The 23,682-nt window shown below is 34.5% G+C and carries 22 protein-coding genes and 1 riboswitch; of the genes, 11 read left to right on the forward strand and 11 right to left on the reverse strand.

Going from position 1 to position 23,682, the window contains the following annotated elements; translation table 11 throughout:
• Positions 1 to 13: 13 nt before the first annotated feature.
• Together BLV64_RS05620 and BLV64_RS05625 are read right to left on the reverse strand one after the other, a co-directional pair.
• Positions 14 to 961, reverse strand: a complete 948-nt coding sequence (locus tag BLV64_RS05620) for a glycosyltransferase family 2 protein (RefSeq protein WP_092133219.1) — start codon at positions 959 to 961, stop codon at positions 14 to 16.
• A 39-nt stretch (positions 962 to 1,000) separates the two neighbouring features.
• A complete protein-coding gene (locus BLV64_RS05625) occupies positions 1,001 to 1,531 on the reverse strand; it encodes a DUF4199 domain-containing protein (protein WP_092133220.1) in 531 nt (176 codons plus the stop codon).
• Positions 1,532 to 1,688: 157 nt separating this feature from the next.
• On the opposite strand from BLV64_RS05625, the gene BLV64_RS05630 reads away from it, so the two are divergent.
• Positions 1,689 to 1,940 (forward strand): type B 50S ribosomal protein L31, encoded by a 252-nt coding sequence (locus BLV64_RS05630; protein ID WP_092133221.1) that lies wholly within the window; start codon positions 1,689 to 1,691, stop codon positions 1,938 to 1,940.
• A 103-nt stretch (positions 1,941 to 2,043) separates the two neighbouring features.
• Positions 2,044 to 3,219 (forward strand): GlmU family protein, encoded by a 1,176-nt coding sequence (locus tag BLV64_RS05635; protein WP_092133222.1) that lies wholly within the window; start codon positions 2,044 to 2,046, stop codon positions 3,217 to 3,219.
• Between the two features lie 100 nt (positions 3,220 to 3,319).
• Here the strand turns inward: BLV64_RS05635 and BLV64_RS05640 are convergent, their stop codons facing one another.
• On the reverse strand, positions 3,320 to 4,948 hold the full coding sequence (locus BLV64_RS05640; protein ID WP_092133223.1) for an ABC transporter substrate-binding protein: 1,629 nt from the start codon (positions 4,946 to 4,948) through the stop codon (positions 3,320 to 3,322).
• Positions 4,949 to 4,992: 44 nt separating this feature from the next.
• On the opposite strand from BLV64_RS05640, the gene mtaB reads away from it, so the two are divergent.
• Complete coding sequence (gene mtaB, locus BLV64_RS05645) at positions 4,993 to 6,321, forward strand: tRNA (N(6)-L-threonylcarbamoyladenosine(37)-C(2))-methylthiotransferase MtaB (RefSeq protein ID WP_092133224.1); 1,329 nt, start codon at positions 4,993 to 4,995, stop codon at positions 6,319 to 6,321.
• Between the two features lie 35 nt (positions 6,322 to 6,356).
• On the opposite strand, the gene BLV64_RS05650 is transcribed toward mtaB, so the two are convergent.
• Entirely contained in the window at positions 6,357 to 6,653 is a 297-nt protein-coding gene (locus BLV64_RS05650; RefSeq protein WP_177165300.1) for a GNAT family N-acetyltransferase, read from the reverse strand.
• Between the two features lie 112 nt (positions 6,654 to 6,765).
• Between BLV64_RS05650 and BLV64_RS05655 the strand changes: the two genes are divergently transcribed.
• From BLV64_RS05655 to cls, 3 genes are read left to right on the forward strand one after another with little or no spacing between them, the layout of a single operon-like run.
• Positions 6,766 to 7,428 (forward strand): alpha/beta hydrolase, encoded by a 663-nt coding sequence (locus BLV64_RS05655; protein ID WP_092133225.1) that lies wholly within the window; start codon positions 6,766 to 6,768, stop codon positions 7,426 to 7,428.
• 53 nt (positions 7,429 to 7,481) lie between these two features.
• Complete coding sequence (locus BLV64_RS05660) at positions 7,482 to 8,411, forward strand: lytic transglycosylase domain-containing protein (RefSeq protein WP_092133226.1); 930 nt, start codon at positions 7,482 to 7,484, stop codon at positions 8,409 to 8,411.
• Complete coding sequence (cls, locus tag BLV64_RS05665) at positions 8,411 to 9,868, forward strand: cardiolipin synthase (protein ID WP_092133227.1); 1,458 nt, start codon at positions 8,411 to 8,413, stop codon at positions 9,866 to 9,868. The genes BLV64_RS05660 and cls overlap by 1 nt, the downstream gene beginning before the upstream one ends.
• A 70-nt stretch (positions 9,869 to 9,938) precedes the next feature.
• Here the strand turns inward: cls and BLV64_RS05670 are convergent, their stop codons facing one another.
• Positions 9,939 to 10,511: a hypothetical protein gene (locus BLV64_RS05670; RefSeq protein WP_092133228.1), complete on the reverse strand. Its 573-nt coding sequence runs from the start codon at positions 10,509 to 10,511 to the stop codon at positions 9,939 to 9,941.
• A gap of 303 nt (positions 10,512 to 10,814) precedes the next feature.
• Here BLV64_RS05670 and rpmH point away from each other — a divergent pair, with 303 nt between their 5' ends.
• The 3 genes from rpmH (at position 10,815) to BLV64_RS05685 (ending at position 14,657) form a co-directional block, all read left to right on the forward strand.
• Positions 10,815 to 10,976, forward strand: a complete 162-nt coding sequence (gene rpmH, locus BLV64_RS05675) for a 50S ribosomal protein L34 (RefSeq protein WP_092133229.1) — start codon at positions 10,815 to 10,817, stop codon at positions 10,974 to 10,976.
• A 97-nt stretch (positions 10,977 to 11,073) separates the two neighbouring features.
• Positions 11,074 to 13,926, forward strand: coding sequence for a carbamoyl-phosphate synthase large subunit (carB, locus tag BLV64_RS05680; protein ID WP_092133230.1), 2,853 nt, complete (start codon positions 11,074 to 11,076; stop codon positions 13,924 to 13,926).
• Positions 13,927 to 14,045: 119 nt separating this feature from the next.
• Positions 14,046 to 14,657: a T9SS type A sorting domain-containing protein gene (locus BLV64_RS05685; RefSeq protein WP_092133231.1), complete on the forward strand. Its 612-nt coding sequence runs from the start codon at positions 14,046 to 14,048 to the stop codon at positions 14,655 to 14,657.
• 54 nt (positions 14,658 to 14,711) lie between these two features.
• Here the strand turns inward: BLV64_RS05685 and BLV64_RS05690 are convergent, their stop codons facing one another.
• From BLV64_RS05690 to BLV64_RS05715, 6 genes are all read right to left on the reverse strand, one after another.
• Positions 14,712 to 15,269, reverse strand: a complete 558-nt coding sequence (locus BLV64_RS05690; RefSeq protein WP_092133232.1) for an acyl-CoA thioesterase — start codon at positions 15,267 to 15,269, stop codon at positions 14,712 to 14,714.
• A 46-nt stretch (positions 15,270 to 15,315) separates the two neighbouring features.
• Complete coding sequence (rmuC, locus tag BLV64_RS05695) at positions 15,316 to 16,713, reverse strand: DNA recombination protein RmuC (protein ID WP_092133233.1); 1,398 nt, start codon at positions 16,711 to 16,713, stop codon at positions 15,316 to 15,318.
• A gap of 113 nt (positions 16,714 to 16,826) precedes the next feature.
• Positions 16,827 to 17,351, reverse strand: a complete 525-nt coding sequence (locus BLV64_RS05700) for a hypothetical protein (protein ID WP_092133234.1) — start codon at positions 17,349 to 17,351, stop codon at positions 16,827 to 16,829.
• A 68-nt stretch (positions 17,352 to 17,419) separates the two neighbouring features.
• Positions 17,420 to 18,214, reverse strand: coding sequence for an ABC transporter ATP-binding protein (locus tag BLV64_RS05705; RefSeq protein WP_092133235.1), 795 nt, complete (start codon positions 18,212 to 18,214; stop codon positions 17,420 to 17,422).
• A gap of 1 nt (position 18,215) precedes the next feature.
• The gene (locus tag BLV64_RS05710; protein WP_092133236.1) at positions 18,216 to 19,247 is read right to left on the reverse strand and encodes a FecCD family ABC transporter permease; all 1,032 of its coding nucleotides are present in this window, start codon (positions 19,245 to 19,247) and stop codon (positions 18,216 to 18,218) included.
• 2 nt (positions 19,248 to 19,249) lie between these two features.
• Positions 19,250 to 20,398: an ABC transporter substrate-binding protein gene (locus BLV64_RS05715; protein WP_092133237.1), complete on the reverse strand. Its 1,149-nt coding sequence runs from the start codon at positions 20,396 to 20,398 to the stop codon at positions 19,250 to 19,252.
• Positions 20,399 to 20,492: 94 nt separating this feature from the next.
• Positions 20,493 to 20,694, forward strand: a riboswitch (cobalamin riboswitch).
• Positions 20,695 to 20,725: 31 nt separating this feature from the next.
• Here BLV64_RS05715 and BLV64_RS05720 point away from each other — a divergent pair.
• Both BLV64_RS05720 and BLV64_RS05725 read left to right on the forward strand, forming a co-directional pair.
• A complete protein-coding gene (locus tag BLV64_RS05720; protein WP_092133238.1) occupies positions 20,726 to 22,576 on the forward strand; it encodes a TonB-dependent receptor plug domain-containing protein in 1,851 nt (616 codons plus the stop codon).
• An 11-nt stretch (positions 22,577 to 22,587) separates the two neighbouring features.
• Positions 22,588 to 23,646: a YncE family protein gene (locus BLV64_RS05725; RefSeq protein WP_092133239.1), complete on the forward strand. Its 1,059-nt coding sequence runs from the start codon at positions 22,588 to 22,590 to the stop codon at positions 23,644 to 23,646.
• Positions 23,647 to 23,682 lie beyond the last annotated feature (36 nt).

The raw sequence follows: 23,682 nt of genomic DNA on the forward strand, positions 1-23,682 counted from the left end.
TAGAAATAACGGTTTAAAAATTAAGTTCCTTTTTTATTAAGTAGCGTTTTTTATCGGGAGTATTTCTTAGGATAATTTCACCTAAAAATCCTGCAACAAAAAACTGAGAACCTATAATCATAGTTACTAAGGAAATATAAAACTGAGGTCTTTGGGTAATTAATCGTCCGTAAGGGTGAAAAAACAACTTGTCTACGCCTAGGTAAAAAGCGAAGCTTAAACCAATAGCAAACATAATTACACCTAAAGCGCCAAACAGGTGCATAGGACGTTTTCCAAAGCGAGAGATAAACCAAATGGTGATGAGATCGAGGAATCCATTTACAAAACGATCCATTCCAAATTTCGTTTCGCCATATTTTCTCGCTTGATGTTGAACCACTTTTTCTCCAATCTTTAAAAAGCCTGCGTTTTTGGCTAAAACAGGAATGTAACGGTGCATTTCACCATTAACATTAATATGCTTTACAACGTTATTATGGTACGCTTTTAATCCGCAATTAAAATCGTTTAGTTTTACGCCAGAGGTTTTTCTTGCTGCCCAATTAAAGAGTTTAGACGGTAAGTTTTTAGTGAGTTTATTATCGTAACGTTTCTTTTTCCACCCTGAAACCAAATCGAAGTTATCATTAACAATCATCTTATAGAGTTCAGGTATTTCTTCGGGATTATCTTGCAGGTCGGCATCCATAGTAATCACTACTTCGCCTTTCGCTTTAGAAAATCCTGCGTGGAGGGCTTGAGATTTCCCAAAGTTTTTCAAAAAACGTATGCCTTTTACATTCGGATCGTGTTTAGAAAGGGTCTCTATTTGTTGCCAAGAACCATCGGTGCTACCGTCGTCAATGAATATGATTTCATACGAAAAATGATTGGACTGCATAACTTTTGCGATCCAATCATATAGCTCTTTTAAAGATTCTTTTTCGTTAAGTAGTGGTATGACTACTGATATATTCATACTATGCGTTTGAAATTTGATGCTTCAAATATAAGGTTATTATGCGTTTTCTAGCTTTCTTTTCATTACTAAAGCAACAATAAGACCTATAACACTGAAGCCAATAAGTTGAAATACCATAGATTGAATAACATTTCCAATAGAAAAAATATTCTCTTGCTCTTCAAATTGAGCTACCACTTCAGCAATTGATTCTTCTGGGGCGTTAAAATTTCTCATCATTTCTACTTGAGAATCTAACATAAGGTCTTTAATAGTAATCGCTGCTTCGGGATCTATAAAATTATAAATAACAATGCTCACTACAGAACTGATGGCTAAACCAAGGGCGATGGTAATAAAATAAGAAGTGAAAGCTTCCTTAAACGTTATAAAACCATCTTGAAGACTTTTAGATTTTACAGTAGATAAAATACCTATTATAATGACTAAAGACATTAATCCAATGCCGTACCACCAGGCCGTATAAAGCGATAAGTCTACAGCGTAAGCTATAATTGTTGCAATACTTAAAGCAGCTCCTAAATAAAGGCCATAATTGGTAGCGTTAGATTTTAATGAATTTTCCATATCTTTGGTGTTTTTGAAGTTAATTATAGTTGTTAGTTTTCAAAGATAAGCAAACGTTACAGAAAAAGTTTAAATATTTTTGTGGAAAAGGTTGGTAATATGTAAAATTTACTTAAATTTGCACCTCGAAATTAGAATACAATTAAAGCATTTAGAGATGAAAAAAGATATACATCCAGAAAATTATAGATTAGTAGCATTTAAAGACATGTCTAATGACGACGTGTTCTTAACTAAGTCTACAGCAGTTTCAAACGAAACAATTGAGTTCGAAGGAGCAGAATACCCATTAATAAAAATGGAGATTTCTAGAACATCTCACCCTTTTTACACCGGTAAATCTAAATTAATAGATACTGCAGGTCGTATCGATAAATTCAAAAACAAATACGCGAAATTCAAAAAGTAATTTCCGTAGTTTTATTATATTTAAAAGCCTTTCATTTACTGAAAGGCTTTTTTGTTATGCCTAATATATTTACTTTTGAATTAACTTATCAACTCAAGACAACATGAACTATATTCTTTTTGACGGTCCAGCAAGAAACCAATTACTTCCTTTTACTTATACACGTCCTGTGGCAGAGATAAGAGTTGGAATTATGACTATTAGAGAAAAATGGGAACATTATTTAGGCACCACAACCACAACAATTACCGAAGACTATTTGTCTGATAAATATCCAATGGTGGAATTGGAGGAGAATATATTAATTAATGCATCTTTTTGTCCGACACCTCAATTAATAGAATTAGTAAAAGGGTTAAAGGAGAATCAAGCCATTTTTAGCGGCGAGGATATGATTGCTTTTTTTACTAAAGATTCTCAAGAGGAAGTGGATTTAGATACTTATGAAGCTATTGAGTTTACACATGATTGTGTAAAGATTGAGCATACTTGGGATATCTTTTCTAAAAATGCCGAAGCAATTGCATTAGATTTTGAGTGCTTAACTCACAACAGGCAGTCAGAACCCATTCCAAGCTCTAATAATGTAATTGCTCCAGAAAATATATTTATAGAAGAAGGTGCAACTTTAGAATTTACGACATTAAATGCAAGCTCCGGTCCGATTTATATAGGTAAAAACGCCGAGATTATGGAAGGGACTGTAGTTCGTGGTCCTTTAGCGTTATGTGATAACGCAACTTTAAAATTAGCAACTAAAATTTATGGTGCGACTACTGTTGGTCCACATTGTAAAGTTGGGGGTGAAGTCAATAACTCTGTATTAATGGGGTATTCTAATAAAGGTCATGATGGGTTTTTAGGGAATTCTGTATTGGGAGAATGGTGTAATATAGGAGCAGATTCTAATAATTCGAACTTAAAAAATAACTATGCCGAAGTAAAACTCTGGGACTACGAGACGGAACGGTTTGCAAAAACGGGTCTACAATTTTGTGGTTTAATGATGGGAGATCATAGTAAGTGTGGTATAAACACCATGTTTAATACGGGGACTGTTGTTGGGGTTAATGCTAATATCTTTGGAAGTGGTTTTCCTAGAAACTTTGTACCTAGTTATAGTTGGGGTGGTAGTGCAGGTTTTACAACTTATAAAACAGATAAAGCTTTTGAAGTTGCCGAAGTGGTGATGTCGAGACGTGGTATTGAGTTCTCAGAACAAGATAAAGCCATTCTGGAGTTTGTTTTTGAGGAGACAAAAAAATATAGAAGAGACTAGTCTTAAATGATGCTAAACGTCTTTGATTAAACAACAAACCACATCTTATGGGATGTGGTTTGTTGTTTTAATTCGTGAGTTCTTTTAAATTTGAATAGTTTCAATTCTTTCTCACCCGCTTAAGTTCTAATAAATTAATAGGGTTGTTTCCTAAACCGGTGATGCCTTTTTGAGTAAAACGAATCACTTCGTCGTAATATAAAGGAACAATTGGAGCCTCTTTCATAACCAAACTATCCATTTTAGTATAGAGTTCTTCACGTTTTTTATTATCTGTTAATTTAAAAGATTCGGTATACCAAGTATCAAAAATCGGATTTGTATAATGTGTATAATTTGGGCCGTTAGGCGCGAAATTCTGACTGTAAAATAACGATAAGTAGTTTTGAGCATCAGGATAATCGGCTACCCAACTTGCTCTAAATAGATCTAATTTACCATTCGCTTTAGCGTCTTTTAAAGTTGCAGGTGGCATTACATCAACACTAACTTCCAAGCCAATTTTTTGTAATTCACGTTGAATATATTCACAGAAATTAAGATAATTACTCGTTGTTGTTAATGTTATTTTTGGATTGGAGTTTCCTGTTTGGGTACGATATTGTTCTAATAATTGTTTCGCTTTATTGGGGTTATAACTGTAGCCAATAGAATCATTAAAACCAGGTAATCCTTTTGGTATAAATCCGCCATTTGCAGGGATACCAACGCCATTACGCAAATAAATCATCATTTTTTTTCTGTCGAACCCGTAATTTACAGCTTGTCTTAAAAGTGAAGACTGCATTTCGGAGCTTTCAGAATCTAGGAAAAACGCTAGGTATTCGGTGTTTAGATAAGGCCCGCGAATAAGGTTTATAGACTGATTGTATTTGCCTCTTAACTCCCCTTTAGAGGTTAAAATATCATCTTGGTAGGACGCGTCAAGAGAGTTTAAAAAATCTAAATTACCTTGAATAAACTGTAAGAATTCACTTTGTTTATCTGGTAAAAACGAAATAGCTACGGCTTCCAAATAGGGTAAGGAATTTCCTAAATTATCTTTTTCAAAATAGGTGTCGTTTTTACGTAATACCAACTTGATATTTTCTATCCATTGTTGAAATTTAAAAGGACCAGTTCCTATAGGGTTAGCTCGAAAATCATTGCCATAGTGTTCTACAATTTCGCGAGGAACAACCGAACAGTACTTCATGGTGAGTTTACCTAAAAACGAGGGGTCCGGAGTGTTTAGGGAAATGTGCAAAGAATCTGAGGATATAACATCAATAGATTTTATGTTTTTTACCACCCAACTTCCTGGAGAGGCTAATTTGGTATCACTAATTCTTAAAATACTGTATTTAACATCTTGAGCAGTTACTTGTCGCGTGGAATCTGTGCCAAAAAGGTGGTGTTTATGGTAAAATACATCCTTTCTTAATTTAAAGGAGTAGGTGAGTGCATCGGGAGAAATCTTCCAATGTGAGGCGATACTAGGGACAATATTTAGGCTATCGTCCATTTGTATTAAGCCATTAAATAATTGGTTAACGGCCCAAATATCTGCATTATCTTTAGCGAAGGCAGGGTCTAAGGAACCTATGTTTTTATGTTCGTTATAACGAAATACCAAACGGTCTTGTTTCGAGTCTGTTTCATTTCCGCATGAGAAAAAAAAGAAAACAAAGCAACTAATTAATAAACAGTTGTTTAGTGAATGAAATTGCTTGGCTATAGGTTTTATCATATTATAATTAAGTTGTAAATTTGGACCTTGGTAAAAATACGAGAATGAACGCTAGAAAAAAAGTCGCTTTTTATACTTTAGGATGTAAACTTAATTTTTCTGAAACCTCTACAATAGCGAGGAGTTTTAAGGAGGAAGGGTTTGACCGTGTCGATTTTACTGAATCGGCAGATATTTATGTTATAAATACATGTTCGGTTACAGAGAATGCCGATAAACGTTTTAAGACTATTGTTAAACAGGCTCAAAAGAAAAACCCTGATGCTTTTGTCGCTGCTGTAGGATGTTATGCGCAATTAAAACCACAAGAATTAGCCGATGTACACGGTGTAGATCTTGTTCTTGGAGCAACCGAAAAATTTAAAATCACCGATTATTTAAACGATTTGTCTAAAAATGATTTTGGTGAGGTGCATTCTTGTGAAATTGAAGACGCCGATTTTTATGTAGGAAGTTACTCTATAGGTGATCGTACACGTGCTTTTTTAAAGGTTCAAGACGGTTGTGATTATAAATGTACTTACTGTACTATTCCCTTGGCTAGAGGAATCTCTAGAAGTGATGAATTAGAGAATGTGCTGAAAAATGCGAAAGAGATTTCTGAAAAAAATATTAAAGAAATTGTTTTAACTGGTGTAAATATTGGAGATTATGGTAAGGGTGAGTTTGGAAATAAAAAACACGAACATACCTTTTCTGAGTTGGTAGAAGCTTTAGATACTGTAGAAGGTATCGAGCGTTTACGTATTTCTTCTATAGAACCTAATCTTTTAAAAAATGATACTATAGACTTTGTGTCTAAAAGTAGAACTTTTGTTCCGCATTTTCATATTCCATTGCAAAGTGGAAGTAATACTATTTTAAAATTAATGCGTCGCCGTTATTTAAGGGAGTTGTATGTAGATCGCGTAAATAAAATAAAAGAAGTTATGCCTCATGCGTGTATTGGGGTTGATGTTATTGTCGGTTTTCCCGGTGAAACAGATGAGTTGTTTTTAGAAACGTATAACTTTTTAAATACGCTTGATATTTCATACTTACACGTTTTTACCTATTCGGAAAGAGATAATACGGTAGCTGCAGATATGGATGGGGTTGTTCCTAAAAACGTCCGGTCTAAGCGCAGTAAAATGTTACGAGGCTTAAGTGTTAAATTGCGTCGCGCTTTTTATGAGAGTCAGTTAAATACCACTAGAGAGGTGCTTTTTGAAAGTGAAAATAAAGAAGGGTATATTCACGGATTTACAGAAAATTATGTCAAAGTCAAAGCGCCTTGGAATCCAGAATTAGTAAATACTTTACATCGTGTAGAGTTAACGCATATTGATGAAGATGGCTTGGTAAGGTTTGAATTTGTAAAAGAATTAGTATAAATAAAAAAAGTCAAGCATTACGCTTGACTTTTTTTTTAAATTCTTAGTCCTACCGGGAGTAGGCTTTTGTATTGTCTGTTTCGTCTTACAAATTTTGCGATTTCAGGGCTTGTGGGTACAATGCTTAAATTGCGCTCTTTTACATTTTCAAAAACAAGTTTTAAAAAATTATCTAGAAAGTCTTCATCAGTGATGGCTTCCGGAATAATTAATTTAGTTAAGAATATTTTTCGGTCTTGTAAAGAATACTCAATTTTTGCAAAATGACCATCAATGGTTAATTCAAATTGACGTTGAAATTCATTATCAACAAGTTCATCAGCATCTATCATAATTATGTGTTTTTGTGTAGAGAATCAAAAATAGTATCAACTATTTTATAAATTTATCTTTCAAATTTAAGCATTATTATCATCAATAGTAAATCTATATTGTTAAAACCTTATGAATCAAGAAATAATCCATGTTTACTTAATGCCGGGTATGGCGGCAAACCCATCTATATTTGATAACATAGCTTTACCAAAGGAACAATTCGAGTTGCATAAGCTACATTGGATTATTCCATTAGACAATGAAACTTTAGAGGCTTATGCTTTGCGAATTATTAAAGATATAAAACATGAAAATATAGTATTGTTAGGGGTGTCTTTTGGAGGTGTTTTAGTTCAAGAAATGATTAAGCATATTAAAGTGCGTAAATTATTTGTCGTATCTAGTGTTAAAACCAAAAATGAAATGCCTAGGCGATTTAAAGTGTTAAGGGCGACAAAGGCTTATAAGATTTTACCTACACAGTTGTTGGGGAATATTGATTTATTAGCAAAGTTTGCCTTTGGTGAAACGGTGACAAAACGGGTGGAGTTATACAAGAAGTATTTGTCGGTTAACGATAAAAAGTATTTAGACTGGGCTATCGAGCAAATGGTGTGTTGGGATCAAGAGGAGCCCGTGCCGGAAGCAATTCATATTCACGGTGATGCAGACCTTGTTTTTCCTCATCATTATTTAGGCGATTGTATTACCATTAAAGGAGGTACACATATTATGATAATTAATAAATATAAATGGTTTAACGAGAATTTACCAAAGCTAATTTTAGGTTAAATATCTTGAGGATACCGCAATATTTTTTAAATTTATAAAAAATACAAAGTAAGATGAAATACATACAAAAAGGATTAATGGCGGTGGGATTATTGGCGGTGGGAGCAGTGTCAATAAATGCATTTCAAGAAGCTCCAACTGACGAGTTCGTGGAGAAAAAATTTAAGAATGAATATAATGTTTATGCACTTCAAGTACCTGAAAAACTAGATTTTGCTGGTGAACCGGTGCCCTTGCATAATCCAGATATTTTAGAGCGCATGGACCGTGAGTTGTTGGTAAATACCTACTGGCAATCTAATGGTTTATTAATGTTTAAACGTGCTAAAAAGTATTTCCCAATTATTGAACCGATACTTGAAAAACACGGCATTCCAGAAGATTTTAAATATTTAGCGGTAATTGAAAGCGGATTAACAAATGCGCGCTCTCCTGCAGGTGCTAGTGGATTTTGGCAAATTATGTCGGCTACAGCAAAAGAAAACGGGCTAGAGGTAAATGATAATGTCGATGAACGTTATCACCTTGAAAAAGCAACGGAAGTAGCATGTAAATATTTAAAGGACTCTAAAGAACGTTTAGGATCGTGGACTCTAGCTGCGGCGGCTTATAATGCAGGGAATTATGGTGTGTCTAGACGTCTTAAAGAACAAAAAGTAGAGGGGTATTACGATTTGTTATTAGGAGAGGAGACTGGGCGTTACGTGTTTAGAATCGTAGCTCTAAAAGAAATTTTATCCAACCCTGATACCTATGGTTTTAATTTTAGACCAAAAGATTTGTACAGTTATGTGCCAACTTATAAAATAGAAGTGGATACGGCAGTTTCCGATTTTGCTCAGTTTTCAAAAGATTTAGGCATTAATTATAAAATATTAAAACTTCATAATCCATGGTTAAGAGAGAACCGTTTAAATAATAATTCTCGAAAAAAATACCAATTGGATATTCCTAGAGAAGGTTATTATACCAGTAAACCTTAATGTTAGAGCTGTTTCAAAATAATATTTGGTATGTCTTAATAGTCATTAATTATTTATTGGCTATTTCTGCAGTAACGACGCTTTTATTTAGAAATATAAATCCTACAAAAACACTATCCTATATTATAGTTTTAGTGTTTTTTCCTTTTTTTGGGTTACTCGTTTATTACCTCTTTGGTCAAGAGTATAGAAAGAGTAAAATATTTAATCGGAAAAATATTTTAAACCAAAGTATTGTAAAAAAACTAAATGCGAGCTTAGAGCAAACCAAGTCCCAATTAGATGCCTTGGAGGATGATTTTTTAGAAGATAAAATAAAACTTGTAAAACTATTACAAAAGAGTGATAAAGCACCGCTAACGAAATGTAATACGGTTGATATCCTATTAAACGGTGAAACTAAATTTGATCGTTTATTAGAAGATTTAAAAGCTGCTAAGCATCACATTCATATAGAATACTACATTGTTAGAGATGATAAAATAGGTTCTAAAGTATTAAATCTCTTGTGTGAAAAAGCGCTAAGCGGCGTAAAAGTGCGGCTTAGTATAGACGATGTGGGGAGCAGTATAACCCGTAAAATGAAGACTAAGCTTAAAGAAAGTGGTGTCGAGTTTTACTCTTTTATGCCTGTGCTATTTCCTAAATTCACAGGACGTATGAATTATAGAAATCATCGTAAAATTGTAATTATAGATGGCGCCGTTGGTTATATTGGAGGTATTAATATTTCTGATGCCTATGTTAATTACCCAGAAAGTGAAGATTACTGGAGAGACACTCATTTACGTTTAGAAGGGGAGGCTATTGTAACACTACAAGTTCAGTTTTTAATAAACTGGAATTTTGTTTCTGACAGTGATGTTGATATCAGCGAGGATTTCTTTCCTAATAAACCGTGTAAAGATGAAATAGCGGTGCAAATCGCAGCGAGTGGTCCCGATACGGATTGGGCTAACATTATGGAAGTTATTTTCTCAGCGATTACTAGCGCAGACGATTATATTTACCTAACAACACCCTATTTTATACCCAATCCACAAATTATAACAGCCTTACAGGTGGCCTCTAAGAGCGGTATTGATGTTAGACTGCTTATACCCGATAAATCTGATTCGTGGACAGCAAAGCACGCAACAAATGCTTATTTAGACAGCTTGTTCGATGCAGGAATTAAAGTGTATCGCTATCAAAAAGGATTTATTCATGCTAAAACCTTAGTGGTAGATGATGTATTTAGTACCATAGGAACTTCAAATATGGATTATCGCAGTTTTAATATCAATTTTGAGATTAATGCTGTTGTTTATAATAAAAAGGTAAGTAAAGAGCTTAAAGCTATATTTTTAAAGGATTTAGAGTCGGCGCAAGTAATGAATCCAGAGGCTTGGATTAAGCGCCCTAAATCAGAAAAGATAAAGGAATCTATTTGTAAGTTATGGGCGCCCTTATTATGATAATTTTGATAGATCTTAAAGAGTACACAAAAATAAAAACGCCTTAATGTAGTATTAAGGCGTTTTGTTGTTATCGTCTAGTTGCTCTGCGCTGTTGGCGACCACCACCGTAATGTTGGTTTGGCATTTGAGCTTTCTTCATATTCTCTTTCATCATTTTAATTTGATCCTTAAGCATGCCTTGCTTATCTAGTTTTTGTGCTTCATTAATTAATAAGGTAGCTTCTTGTTTTCTGCGTTTAGAAAAAGCAATACCTGCTAAATTTAATTTAGCCATTGCCATATCTTGATCCATAGATAAACCTAAAGTCACAGCTTTTTTAAAGTAGCGCTCTGCCGCATTCATATCGGTTTGAGATACCATAATACCATTAAGGTAATTGTAGTACCCTTGTTGTTTAGACGTTAATGCAGTTTCTGGTGTTTTAATTTTATCTAACCATTTTTTTGCACCATCAAAATCTTGTTTTCTCAGTTTTAAAAAGGACATTAAAATAAACTCATTTTTAAAATATAAGAATACAAAGATTAAAGACAATAGAATAAGCATGATACCATTTCCAATGCCTCCTTTTGTAAATTGCCAAACGGCTGCAGCAATAATTAAAGCTGCGATGACTAATTTTAAATTTTTATTATACATACTAGCTGTGTTTTACGTATCGAATGTTGAATTTTTATGATTTTTTCTTCAAAAAAATGTTTGAGGGTGCAAAGAAACTAATTTTTTATGGTAAAATGAAGCTAAAGAAAAACTAAAAATCATAACTTGTCGCTATATTATAGCTGTGTTTTATTTTAAATTGAAGAGAAATCACATCATTTCAAAAATAATTTTAAATAAGGTTTGCGAAATTAAAAAGTCGTTGTATATTTGCGGTCAGTTTTGGAGAAATACTAAAGCAAATAAAACAAATTACATTTCAGACTTTAAAGATATTATAAAATGAGTAAAAGAACGTTTCAGCCATCAAAAAGAAAGAGAAGAAACAAGCACGGTTTCAGAGAAAGAATGGCTTCTGCTAATGGTAGAAAAGTATTAGCTCGTAGAAGAGCTAAAGGAAGAAAGAAAATATCTGTTTCATCTGAAACTAGACATAAAAAATAATGATTAACAATTGTTAATATATTAAGGCGTTACTTAGGTGTAACGCCTTTTTTTGTATCTAATATTTATTATTTTTGCCACACAATAAAACAACGCAATGCCTAAAAATTCAAAATTAAAATCAATCCTTATTATTGGATCGGGACCTATAGTAATTGGTCAAGCATGTGAGTTCGATTACTCTGGAACACAGGCTTTAAGATCCTTGAGAGAAGACGGAATTGAAACCGTTTTAATTAACTCTAATCCAGCAACAATTATGACCGATCCGTCTATGGCCGATCATGTCTACTTGTTACCTTTAACAACAAAATCTTTAGTTAAGATTTTAAAAGAACATCCGCAAATCGATGCTGTATTACCAACTATGGGTGGGCAAACGGCATTAAACTTATGTATTGAAGCCGATGAAAAAGGTATTTGGGAAGATTTTGGAGTAGAAATTATTGGAGTCGATATTGATGCAATAAACATTACCGAAGACCGTGAGAAGTTTAGAGAATTAATGCTTAAAATTGGTGTGCCTATGGCGCCTCAAGCTACAGCAACTTCGTACTTAAAGGGTAAAGAAATAGCTCAAGAGTTTGGTTTTCCTTTGGTTATTAGAGCCTCTTTTACTTTAGGTGGAGCAGGAGCTTCGATCGTGTATAAAGAAGAAGATTTTGACGAGTTATTAACACGCGGATTAGAAATTTCTCCAATCCACGAGGTGATGATCGATAAAGCTTTAATGGGCTGGAAAGAGTATGAATTGGAATTACTTCGTGATGCCAATGATAATGTCGTTATTATTTGTACTATCGAAAATATGGATCCAATGGGAATCCATACTGGAGATTCTATTACTGTGGCACCAGCAATGACTTTGAGTGATAAAACATTCCAAAGAATGCGTGACATGGCTATTAATATGATGCGTAGTATAGGTGATTTTGCAGGAGGGTGTAACGTACAATTTGCAGTGAGTCCAGACGAAAATGAAGATATTATTGCCATTGAAATAAACCCTCGTGTATCGCGTTCATCGGCATTAGCAAGTAAAGCTTCAGGTTATCCTATTGCTAAAATTGCTGCTAAATTAGCGATTGGTTATCACTTAGATGAATTACAGAATCAAATTACAAAATCTACATCTGCTTTATTCGAGCCGACATTAGATTATGTGATCGTAAAAATACCGCGATGGAATTTTGATAAGTTTGAGGGGTCAGACCGTACTTTAGGCCTTCAAATGAAATCTGTTGGAGAAGTTATGGGTATTGGGCGTTCGTTCCAAGAAGCGCTTCACAAGGCAACACAATCCTTAGAGATTAAACGTAATGGTTTAGGTGCCGACGGAAAAGGCTATACCAATTACGATCAAATTATAGATAAATTAACTCATGCCAGTTGGGATCGTGTGTTTGTTATTTATGATGCCATTCAAATGGGAATTCCTTTAAGTCGAATCCATGAGATTACAAAAATCGATATGTGGTTCTTAAAGCAATACGAAGAACTTTATAAGCTAGAACAAGAAATTTCTACCTTTAAAATTGATACTTTACAAAAGGACTTGTTGCTTGAAGCAAAGCAAAAAGGATATGGAGATCGACAAATAGCTCACATGCTAGGATGTTTAGAAAGTGAAGTGTATACTAAACGTGAAGAATTAGGAATTAACAGAGTGTACAAGTTAGTAGATACTTGTGCTGCTGAATTTAAAGCGAAAACACCGTATTACTATTCTACTTTCGAGAATGATGTAGAATTGGCAAATGGTGAGCGTTATGCAGATAATGAAAGTGTGGTCTCTGATAAGAAAAAAATTATAGTTTTAGGATCAGGACCTAATAGAATCGGACAAGGTATCGAGTTCGATTACTGTTGTGTACATGGTGTTTTAGCTGCTGCAGAATGTGGTTACGAAACCATTATGATTAACTGTAATCCTGAAACAGTGTCTACCGATTTTGATACTGCCGATAAATTGTACTTCGAGCCCGTATTTTGGGAACATATTTACGATATTATAAAGCACGAAAAACCAGAAGGTGTTATTGTGCAATTAGGTGGACAAACCGCTTTAAAATTAGCTGAAAAATTAGATCGCTACGGTATTAAAATTATAGGAACAACTTACGAATCACTAGATTTAGCTGAAGATAGAGGGAGTTTTTCTAAATTATTAAAAGAAAATAATATTCCTTATCCTGAATTTGATATTGCTGAAACTGCAGAGCAAGCCTTAGCTGTTTCCGATACATTAGATTTCCCAATATTAGTAAGGCCATCGTATGTATTAGGAGGTCAGGGAATGAAAATTGTAATTAATAAAAAGGAACTAGAAGAACACGTAGTTGATTTACTACGTAGTATTCCAGGAAATAAATTACTATTAGATCACTATTTGGATGGTGCTATTGAAGCAGAAGCCGATGCCATTTGTGATGGGGAGAATGTGTATATCATTGGTATTATGGAGCACATTGAGCCTTGCGGAATTCACTCTGGAGATAGTAATGCGACCTTGCCACCATTTAACTTAGGGAATTTAGTGATGCAACAAATTAAAGATCACACTAAAAAGATTGCTCTAGCCTTAAATACAGTAGGTTTAATTAATATTCAATTTGCGATTAAAGATGATGTCGTTTATATTATTGAAGCTAATCCAAGAGCCTCTAGAACAGTTCCTTTTATTGCGAAAGCTTACGGTGAACCGTATGTAAACTACGCGACTAAAGTGATGTTAGGAGATAAAAAAGTAACTGATTTTGATTTTAAGCCTATGTTAAAAGGGTATGCAATTAAACAACCAGTTTTCTCTTTTGATAAGTTTCATAATGTAAATAAAAAACTAGGACCAGAAATGAAAAGTACTGGAGAGAGCATTTTATTTATCGATGATTTAAAAGATGATGAGTTCTATAACTTATATGCAAGACGTAAAATGTACTTGAGTAAATAGAAAATTTTAATCTTTATATTTTAACAAAAAACCTCTATTATTAGAGGTTTTTTTTGTTTTCTATCGTTTTGTGTTAATAAAAGGTGTAACTTTAATAGAATCCCTTAACTTTTTAAATTATGAAGAAAACTTTACTTTTTATGTTTTTATTGGTTTTCTACATCAGTGCTATTGCGCAAACGCAGACCTATAATTTAAATTGGTTTGCAGGTATAGGTTCTAATGTAGACCTCACTATAGAAACTGGAGACACGGTGATTTGGACGTGGACCAGTCCAAACCATTCCGTGGAAAATGACCCTGCAGGAACGAGTGTAGAAACATTTAATAGTGGTGTTTTAGCCGCAAACGGATCTACTTTCTCGTATACTTTTGCAAACCTAGGAGCTAACGATTATTACTGTGGTGTTCACGGTGCAGCTAGTATGTCGGGAACAATTACAGTGGTGGCCGAAGGTACTTTAAGTACGCCTCAATTTGAAACACCCCGTTCCTTTTCAATGCACCCAAACCCTGGACGCTTTAGTCTGGAGGTCCATGTGCCTAGTGTAACTACAGATGGATTGTTGTTTGAAGTATTCGATATCTTAGGAAAACGTATTCATAAGCAGCGTTTAACAAAATTAAAGTCTACAATTGGAATTTCTACATGGGAGTCCGGTGTATACTTAGTACGGGTGTCAGACAGTAAGCAGTCTGTAAGTTTAACCAAACGATTTGTGAAAATGTAAAACCCTATTTTAATTAAAAAAAAGCCTATACAATCCAGATTGTATAGGCTTTTTTTATAAGTCTGTGGGTAGTTCTATACGCACTTTATGCCCCTCTAGGTCGGCAAGATAGTTATCCAAAGAAAAGCCGTGATGATCAAATTCTTGTTTTCTTTGCTGCTTTGTTTGGTTTCGTTTAATCGCTTTTAAAAAGCGTTTTAACTCTGTTTTGTCATTTAATATTAACCCCGGTACTTTAACCGAGCTGCCATTCTCGTCTTTTGCAACCATAGTAAAATAAGAAGAGTTACAGTGTTTAGTCACTCCTGTTTGTATGTTTTCGGCTTCCACGCGAATACCTACAACCATCGATGTATTACCGACATAATTAACGGAGGCTTTCATGGTTACTAGCTCTCCAACTTCAATAGGTGCTAAAAAATCGACGGTGTCTACAGATGCCGTAACACAATACATTTTAGAATGCTTAGACGCACAAGCAAAAGCAATTTGATCTAATAAATGAAGGATATAACCCCCATGAATTTTCCCGCTAAAATTAGAATGTGAGGGTAACATTAATTCTGATATACTAATGCGTGAGGCATCGACTGTTCTATAAGTGTTTTCCATTTTTATTCGTGTTTTTTAATTTTAAATATACAACAGGTTTTCTAATTTAGAGCGTTGTTTCATGATCCTCATCAGCGCGTCTTAAAAGGTTTTCAGGCAGTGATTTTTTTGCTTTAGCGCCCATTTTTTTTAGTTTTTCGACACTTTTTATAATATTTCCTCTGCCGTCAACCAATTTATTCATAGCTGCAGAGTAGTCTTTTTTAGCATCGTCAATCTTTTTACCTACGCCAGTTAGATCTTTTACTAAACCTTCAAACTTATCATATAAGGCACCTGCTTGTTTTGCAATTTCTATAGCGTTTTGCTGCTGCTTTTCGTTATTCCACATCGTGTCAATAGTTCGTAATGTTGCGAGTAGGGTAGACGGTGTTACTATCACAATATTGCGTTCGAATGCTTTATTATAAAGAGCGTTATCTTCATTAATAGCAATAGCAAAAGCGGGTTCGATAGGAATAAATAACAAGACAAAATCTGGTGATTCGATATCGTATAAATCCTGATAATTTTTTTCCGATAGTTGCTCTATATGACGTTTTATAGAATTTATGTGTGCTTTTAAATAGGGTTTCCGCTCGTCTTCATCGGCATTTACAAACCGCTCGTAATCGGTTAGTGAGACCTTACTATCAATAATCATACGCTTCCCATCGGGTAGGTGTAGCACAACATCGGGGAGTACACGGGAGCCATCGGCGAGGGTGAAACTTTGTTGAACAAAATACTCACGGTCTTTCTCTAATCCCGATTTTTCTAGGACGCGCTCTAAGACCAATTCACCCCAATTTCCTTGCATTTTACTATCCCCTTTTAATGCCCGCGTTAGGTTGGTGGCCTCCTTGGTCATTTGTAAGTTCAAATCTTTTAATCCTAGAAGTTGCTCTTTTAGAGCACTGTGCATGCTAATGCTTTCTTTTTGCGTATCGTCTACCTTTTTTTCGAACACCTGAATACGATCTTGCAAGGGGGTTAAAATGTTTTTTATGTTTTCTTTATTCTGAAGCGTGAATTTCTCAGATTTCTCTTCTAGGATTTTAGTAGCTAAAAGTTCGAAGTCTTTTCGTAATTGCTCTTGCCTTAATTCAATGTCTTGTTCCCGATTTTGACTCTGTTGTTTTAAATTATCATATTCTGTCGACTTTCGCGTGAGTTCTGTATGTAAAAATTCTTTTTCTCTACGGATGTCTTCGCGATCACTTTCAGCTTTAGAAAGTCTGTTTTTTAAGTCGGATAGCTGCTGATTAAATTGAAGCTCTTGTTTTTGAAATTCAGTTTCAGCTGCCTGTTTGGTTTCAGCCAATTGCTGAATTAAGTTATTGTGACGCTCTTCGAGTCTGCTCTTTTCACCTTTACTTTTTAAACGCGAAATAATAAGCCCTAAATAGCCACCAATAATGGCTGAAATAAGAATGGCGAGAATTAGAATGAGATTGTCGTTCATGAAATAGGTTGAATTTTATTCACTTTTAAAGTACATACAAAAAACTATTAAATACTAATGTCTGAATTTTTTTCATTTCCATAATATAAAGTGCCAGTTTTAGCATTTTTTGGTTATGCAAAAAATAGTGTTAGTGTTGTAGATCGTAGTTTTTTTGAATAAAAGTGCATTATTAATAAATCTGGTTTCTTAGTTGTGCCATAGTTAAATGGTAGGTCTACATTTTGGATGCCATCAAAATTATAATCTAAATAAGTATCCTTGATTTCTGGGGCATACAATTTTTTATTTCTTTTTAGCTTAGGTTTTACTTTTGAAACTCTACCAAAAGGGATTAGATTAGTAAATCTTTTGGCTAAAACATCGGTAGGCCTGAATCTTAAGTTGTTTTCATGATCTATTAAAGATATTTTATTTGGATCAAATACACCTTTTTTTTCTGTTGACTCTATTTTAATTTTAACACTAATTTTATTTACATTATTTGATTTGTAGTTAGCACTAAATGTTGTTATCTCTTTTATTGTTTTTTTTGCTTTAATAAACTCAACATTAAAACTGTCACTTTGTGAATAAGATGGACTACAAGTTGAAAATAAAATTGAAAATAAAATTAAAAAAGATATATTTAGATTCATTGTAGTAAACGTGTTTTTTGGAAAATGATGATTTTCAAGACAGTTTTTTTTTAAGTTAATGGGAATAATTATTTTTTAACCTTAAAACGCTCTGTTTCTTTATCAAAAACAATTAAATCATTAGGGAATAAGTTATCAAATACACCTTGAGAGATTAAATGACATGGTTTGTCGCAAACAATACTATCTGTTTTCATTACGATTAGGCGGTCGCATAACTGAATGGCCAAATCAATTTCATGAGACGAAAATAAAATGGTTTTTCCTGTGTCTTCTACTAGTTTTTTAAGCCATTTTAAGATGTAAGCTTTATGATACATATCTAAATGAGTGGTAGGCTCGTCCAAAATAATAAGATCTGTATCTTGGGCCAATGCTCGAGCAATCATTACCTTTTGCAATTGTCCGTCGCTAAGCTCGTAACATTTTTTATTTTGTAAGCTCTCTAAATTAGTTTGAGAAATAGCAGAGGTAACGGCCTTTAAATCTGTTTTTGTGAGTGACCCCACCCAATTGGTATAAGGTTGTCGGCCCAAGGCAATCAACTCAAAAACCGACATGTTTTTCGACGCAATAGGTTCTGTAAGTACAATACTTAAAACTTTTGCTAATGCGAGGTTATCGTATTTTTCTATAGGTTTGTTGTGTAAAAACACACGGCCGTTTAATGCGGGTTGTACATGTGTTAAGGTTCTTAATAGCGTCGATTTACCAATACCATTACCGCCAACGAGGCCCACAAGCTCTCCCTTTTTTAGGTTCAAATTAATTCCCGAAGCGATACTGGTTTCCGATTTTTTAGAACGGTATCCTATACTTAAATCTTCGGTTTTTAGTATGGTATGTTGTGTGGCGTCATTCATATTAAAAGACCATTTTACGTTTTCTAATTAATAACCAAATAACAACGGGTGCACCAATTAATGAGGTAATAGCATTAATAGGCAAGGTATAATCTGTGTTTGGTAATTGCGCTATGCTATCGCAAATAAGCATGACGATTGCTCCAAACAAAAAGACTGCAGGTATTAGCGTTCTATGATTAGCGGTATTAAATACCAAGCGTGTTATATGTGGAATGGCCAAACCAATAAAAGCAATAGGACCTGCAAATGCAGTAATCGTTCCTGCCAACAAACTGGTAGCGATGATAATAATAAGTCGGCTTTTTTTTAGGTCTAAACCTAAGCTTTTCGCATAATTCTCACCTAATAACAGCGTGTTTAAAGCTTTTATAGATGCGATACTAAATAGTAAACCAACAGTGTAAATGGCGGCAAATACGCCGAGTTCATCCCACTGTAAATCACCTAAGCTACCAAATCCCCAAAATATATATTGTTGTAAATCTTCAGCCGAACTAAAATATGAGAGTACACTTACAACCGCCGATGTGATACTTCCAAACATTAAACCTATAATAAGTATAGCCATAGTATCACGTACTTTAGATGACACGATTAAAACCGTAAGCAGAACTAAAAAACTTCCTATGCTAGCGGCGATTACCAAGCTCCATTTTGATATGAGCAAGGACGCAAAAACACCTCCAATTGCTGAGGCTCCCATAATAACAAGAGCAACACCCAAACTGGCTCCCGAAGTAATTCCTAAAACAAAAGGGCCCGCCAAAGGATTGCGAAATAAGGTTTGCATTAACAGTCCAGAAATACCAAGCCCAGACCCCACCAAAACCGCAGTTAAAGCTTTTGGTAATCTATAATTTTGAATAATATATTCCTTGTTACTATACTGTGAAGCTTCAGTGAAAAAACTACTAAATATTTCGGTAAATGGAATAGAAATAGAACCCAAACTCACATTGACGAAAAATAAAAGCACGACAAGAAAGAGAAGTATGATAAAGGTAACCGTATATGATGGCTGTGGCTTCACTATTATTTTAGGGGTTTAAAAAAGTGTGGTGTATAGTCCGGTAAAACCTCTGGGTGACAGATTTTTATAATGTCTTTTAATACTAAATCTGGTCGTGCCATCCCTGATTCATAATAGGTAACCCCACCTGTGCGACCTGCGGTGTTGGCAAAGGTGTAAATGGTATTGTTTTTAAACGCGTCAAAATTACTATAGTGGGTATTGGCTTGCTCTAATTCAGCTTTACTACGGTAATAGGCCGGACTTAACCAAATATCCGCATCTTTTGCAGTGTCATAAACGACTTCAAAGTTTAAAGAAAGGCTTCCAGAACCTTTAGTATTACGCCACAAATAGTTAGCATTGGCATCTTTTAAAAATTGTGCCTCTGTACTTTCTCCATTTGGTAAGTGCCAAACGTCTTTATACATGGCTCCGCTTAATATAGTAGGCTTTTTAGTGGTGTTTAAAGCTAATTTTTTAGCGTCGTTATAATCCGTTTGAATACGGTTAAATATCGAGTCGGCTTGCTGTTCTTTATTATAAAGCGCTCCGAAAAATTTAATCCATTCGGCTTTTCCTAAAGGCGATTTCTCCATCCAATCTCCGTTATAAATTACAGGAATGTTTGCTTTTTTTATGGTTTCTAAGGCTTTGTTTTTACCATCTAAACCAAAAGCCACTAAGACATCGGGAGCAATGTCTAAAACTACTTCGGTATTTAGGCCTTCAGTTTTTCCTAACTCACGAACGGCATTAGAATCAATCCTAGTGCGTGTTTTTTCTGAAGAAATATAGTCAGTACCCGGAAAACCACGCAGTGTTTCTTCAACATTTAAAAGTTCTAATGCTGGGATATGAGTGGTTGAAGTCACTATTATGTTTTCGATAGGCGTAATAATAATACCGTCGTATGCCTCTTTCATAAAGGTCGTTTTGGCTGCCTCTTCACGAGAAATTAAAACATAGTTAAAGCTTTTTTTTGCTTTTGGCCACGGACTTTTTATTTCAATAACCGAGTGGTTGTCGTGTTTGGTTATAGTAAATCCTTTTGCATATGATATGGGTACTGTTGTACGCTGTGTTGTTGGAAGTGTACTGCTGTTTTGGGATTCCTGTTTACAAGACCAGAATGAAACACTAACTAATAGAAAGAATACTATTTTTTTCAAAGCTTTAAGTTTTAGGTATCAAAAGTAATATTAATTAATCTTTTGCAATAACATAAACTAAAATGTTTACTTTTGCAGCGAATTTTGGTTCGTTATAGAACACTATCAAAATAGTTTTGATCTGTCTGTACCGATTAAAAGGGAATTCCGTTAAATTCGGAAGCTGTTCCCGCAACTGTATTCTTAGTTCACGTTAGTGAATGCTTACTATTACACTTCAAGTCACTGGATATTTTTTCTGGGAAGACAAATAGTAAGACGAAAGCCAGGAGACCTGCCATTTTTCATCATCTAAATTGACTTTCGGGAGAAAAGTCCTCAAGATTTATGAAACATATAATTTGTCTTTTACTAGTATTGAGTGTTTGTTTTGGTGGTATCGCCCAAACACAATTGGATTCTATCCAATCCTTAGATGAGGTGGTTTTAAGTGATGTGAAACTTAAACAGTACGCACCAGGATTTAAAATTGAAGTTTTAAAAGATTCTGTTCTCAGAACTAATGCACAGTCTTTAACAGGGCTTCTCGCGTTTAATTCTAATATCTACTTTAAAGAAAATGGTAACGGCATGGTGTCTTCCCCTTCATTTCGTGGCACTAATGCTTCGCAAACGGCCGTAATTTGGAACGGTATACCTATAAACTCTCAACTTAATGGTCAAACCGATTTTAATACTATAAATACCACACATTATAATGATATTGCCATTCGTAGTGGTGGTGGTAGTGTGCAATATGGTAGTGGTGCAATAGGAGGGAGTATTCACCTAAATAACACGCTTTTATTTAAGCCGCATTTTGATACTACCATGCGTCTAGGATATGGGAGTTACGATACGAAAACGGGGAGTGTGTCTAGCGCTATTGGTAGTGACCGCTGGTCTGTTAATGTGGGATTAGCCTATAACGCATCTGAAAATGACTATCCTTATCTTGGAACAACAAAGAAAAACGTTAACGGCGCATATAATAACCTTGACCTAAATCTCAATCTCGGGTATTTTATTTCAGATAATGATGTGTTGAAACTTTACCATCAGCATTTTATAGGCAATCGAGATTTTTCGGGAACGGTTGCGACGCCCTCTCAAAGTCATTATGAAGATAAAAATTACCGCAGTTTAATCGAGTGGTCCCATTTGGCTAAAGCGTTTAATTATCAATTAAAAGTGGCTCACTTACAAGAGCATTTTAAATATTTCGGCACCCAATCGACCTCTAATTTTTCCTACGGAAAAGTAAATACTCTAATCGTGAAACCGTCATTTAACTTTCGGTTTTCAAGAAAAATTAAACTGCAAACAAGTGTTGATTATACTAAGTACGATGCTGAAGGCACTAGCTTTGGCACTCCAAGTCGTTCTAATGTTTCGGCAACAGCTTTATTAAATCATAAGGTTTCACGAGCGTTTAGCTATGGTGTGAATTTGAGAAAGGATTTCACTTCCACATTTAGTAATCCGCTAGTGTTTTCTGTCGATACGGAATATGCTGTTACTAAACACTACAGTTTACAGCTTAACGGGTCGCGAAACTACCGTGTTCCCACTTTTAACGATTTGTATTGGCAACCGGGAGGGAATTTGGACCTGATTCCTGAATCGTCGTATCAAGTTGATTTAGGTCAGCAATTATCGTTTGGTTTTGCTCAATTAAAATTAAACGGATACTTTATTAAAACTAGTGAATTAATTGTGTGGAAACCCAATAGTATCGGGTTATGGTCGCCTGTTAATATAGCATCAACTCAAAGTTATGGGGCAGAAATAGAAGGCCACGCCGAGGTGCATTTTAAATCACATTATTTTAAGTTAGATGGCCATTATTCGTATACCGTTTCTGAAGATACAAATACTAAAAAGCAACTTATTTATGTGCCTTTTCACAAAGCCAATTTCTCTATAGCGTATTCTTATAAAAAGTTAGCACTGTTTTTTCAACATGCTTTTAACGGTGATGTATTCACTACCGAAGATAATTTAAAAGGACGGTTAACGTCATTACCATCGTATGATGTATCTAACCTAGGCCTAGAGTATAGTCTTTACAATAAAGGAAATAATACATTAAGCTTAGGGGGAACAATCAATAACGTATTTAATAAATCGTATCAAAGCGTAGCTTTTAGACCTATGCCCAATAGAAATTTTAATATACAATTACACTATAAATTTTAAAACCAAACACAATGAAAAACATTTTATTACCAGTAGTAGCTCTTTTACTTTTAACTTTCTCGTGCTCTAGCGATGATGATACTTTTTATGAAGAAGAAGTGGTAGCACCTTTAGGGGCTTATGAGGATGGTATTTTAGTAAGTTCTGAAGGCGGACCGTCGTCAATTGCTTTTATTTCTGAAGATTTATCAACTAGTGAAAATACAATTTATTACAACGTGAATAACGAGGATTTAGGAGTTTACCTACAGTCTATCGGGTTCAATAATGACTTGGCTTATATAGTAACAGATAGTAATAATACAATTACTATAGTAAACCGAAATACATTCGAAAAAGTAGGAGCAATTACAACAGGACTTGAATTACCACGTTATATTTCATTTTTAAATGGAAAAGGGTACGTTTCAAATTGGGGAGATCCTAATGATGCAACAGATGATTTTATTGCTGTAATTGACCTAGCAACAAATACTGTTGAATCAACTGTTCCTGTTGGAGAAGGACCTGAGCGTATTTTAGCAAATGATAATAAATTATTTGTTTCTCATAAAGGTGGATATGGTTCTAATAATATAATTTCTGTAGTACATGCTAACAGTACTGTTGTGAATACTATTACTGTTAACGATAATCCAGATGAAATGATTATGAACAACTCAGGGCAACTGGTTGTATTATGTGGAGGTAAAGAGGCGTGGTCTGGAACTGAAACTCTTGGATCTATTACAAAAATTAATGTGACTAACAATACTGTTATTTCTAACCATGAGTTTCCAATGGGAGTACACCCAAATTTAATGGATTACGGTAATGGTAACTTATACTTTCAAACTTCAGATAATAAAATTTATAGTATGACAGATGCTGATACGAGTTTACCTACGACATCAATATTAGAGTTAACAACAGGGTATACTTATGGTATGGCTGTTAAAGACAATAGATTGTTTGTAGCTGATGCTAGTTTTACGTCACAAAGTGAAATTTTAGTTTATGACTTGTCTACAGCGACGCAAACACATTCTTTTGATGCAGGAATCGGAGCCTCAAAAATTTACTTTAATTAGGGATTAATCAAACAACCAATTATCGCTATTAATTCC

This window comes from Bizionia paragorgiae, from assembly GCF_900107625.1.
Lineage (GTDB): Bacteria > Bacteroidota > Bacteroidia > Flavobacteriales > Flavobacteriaceae > Bizionia > Bizionia paragorgiae.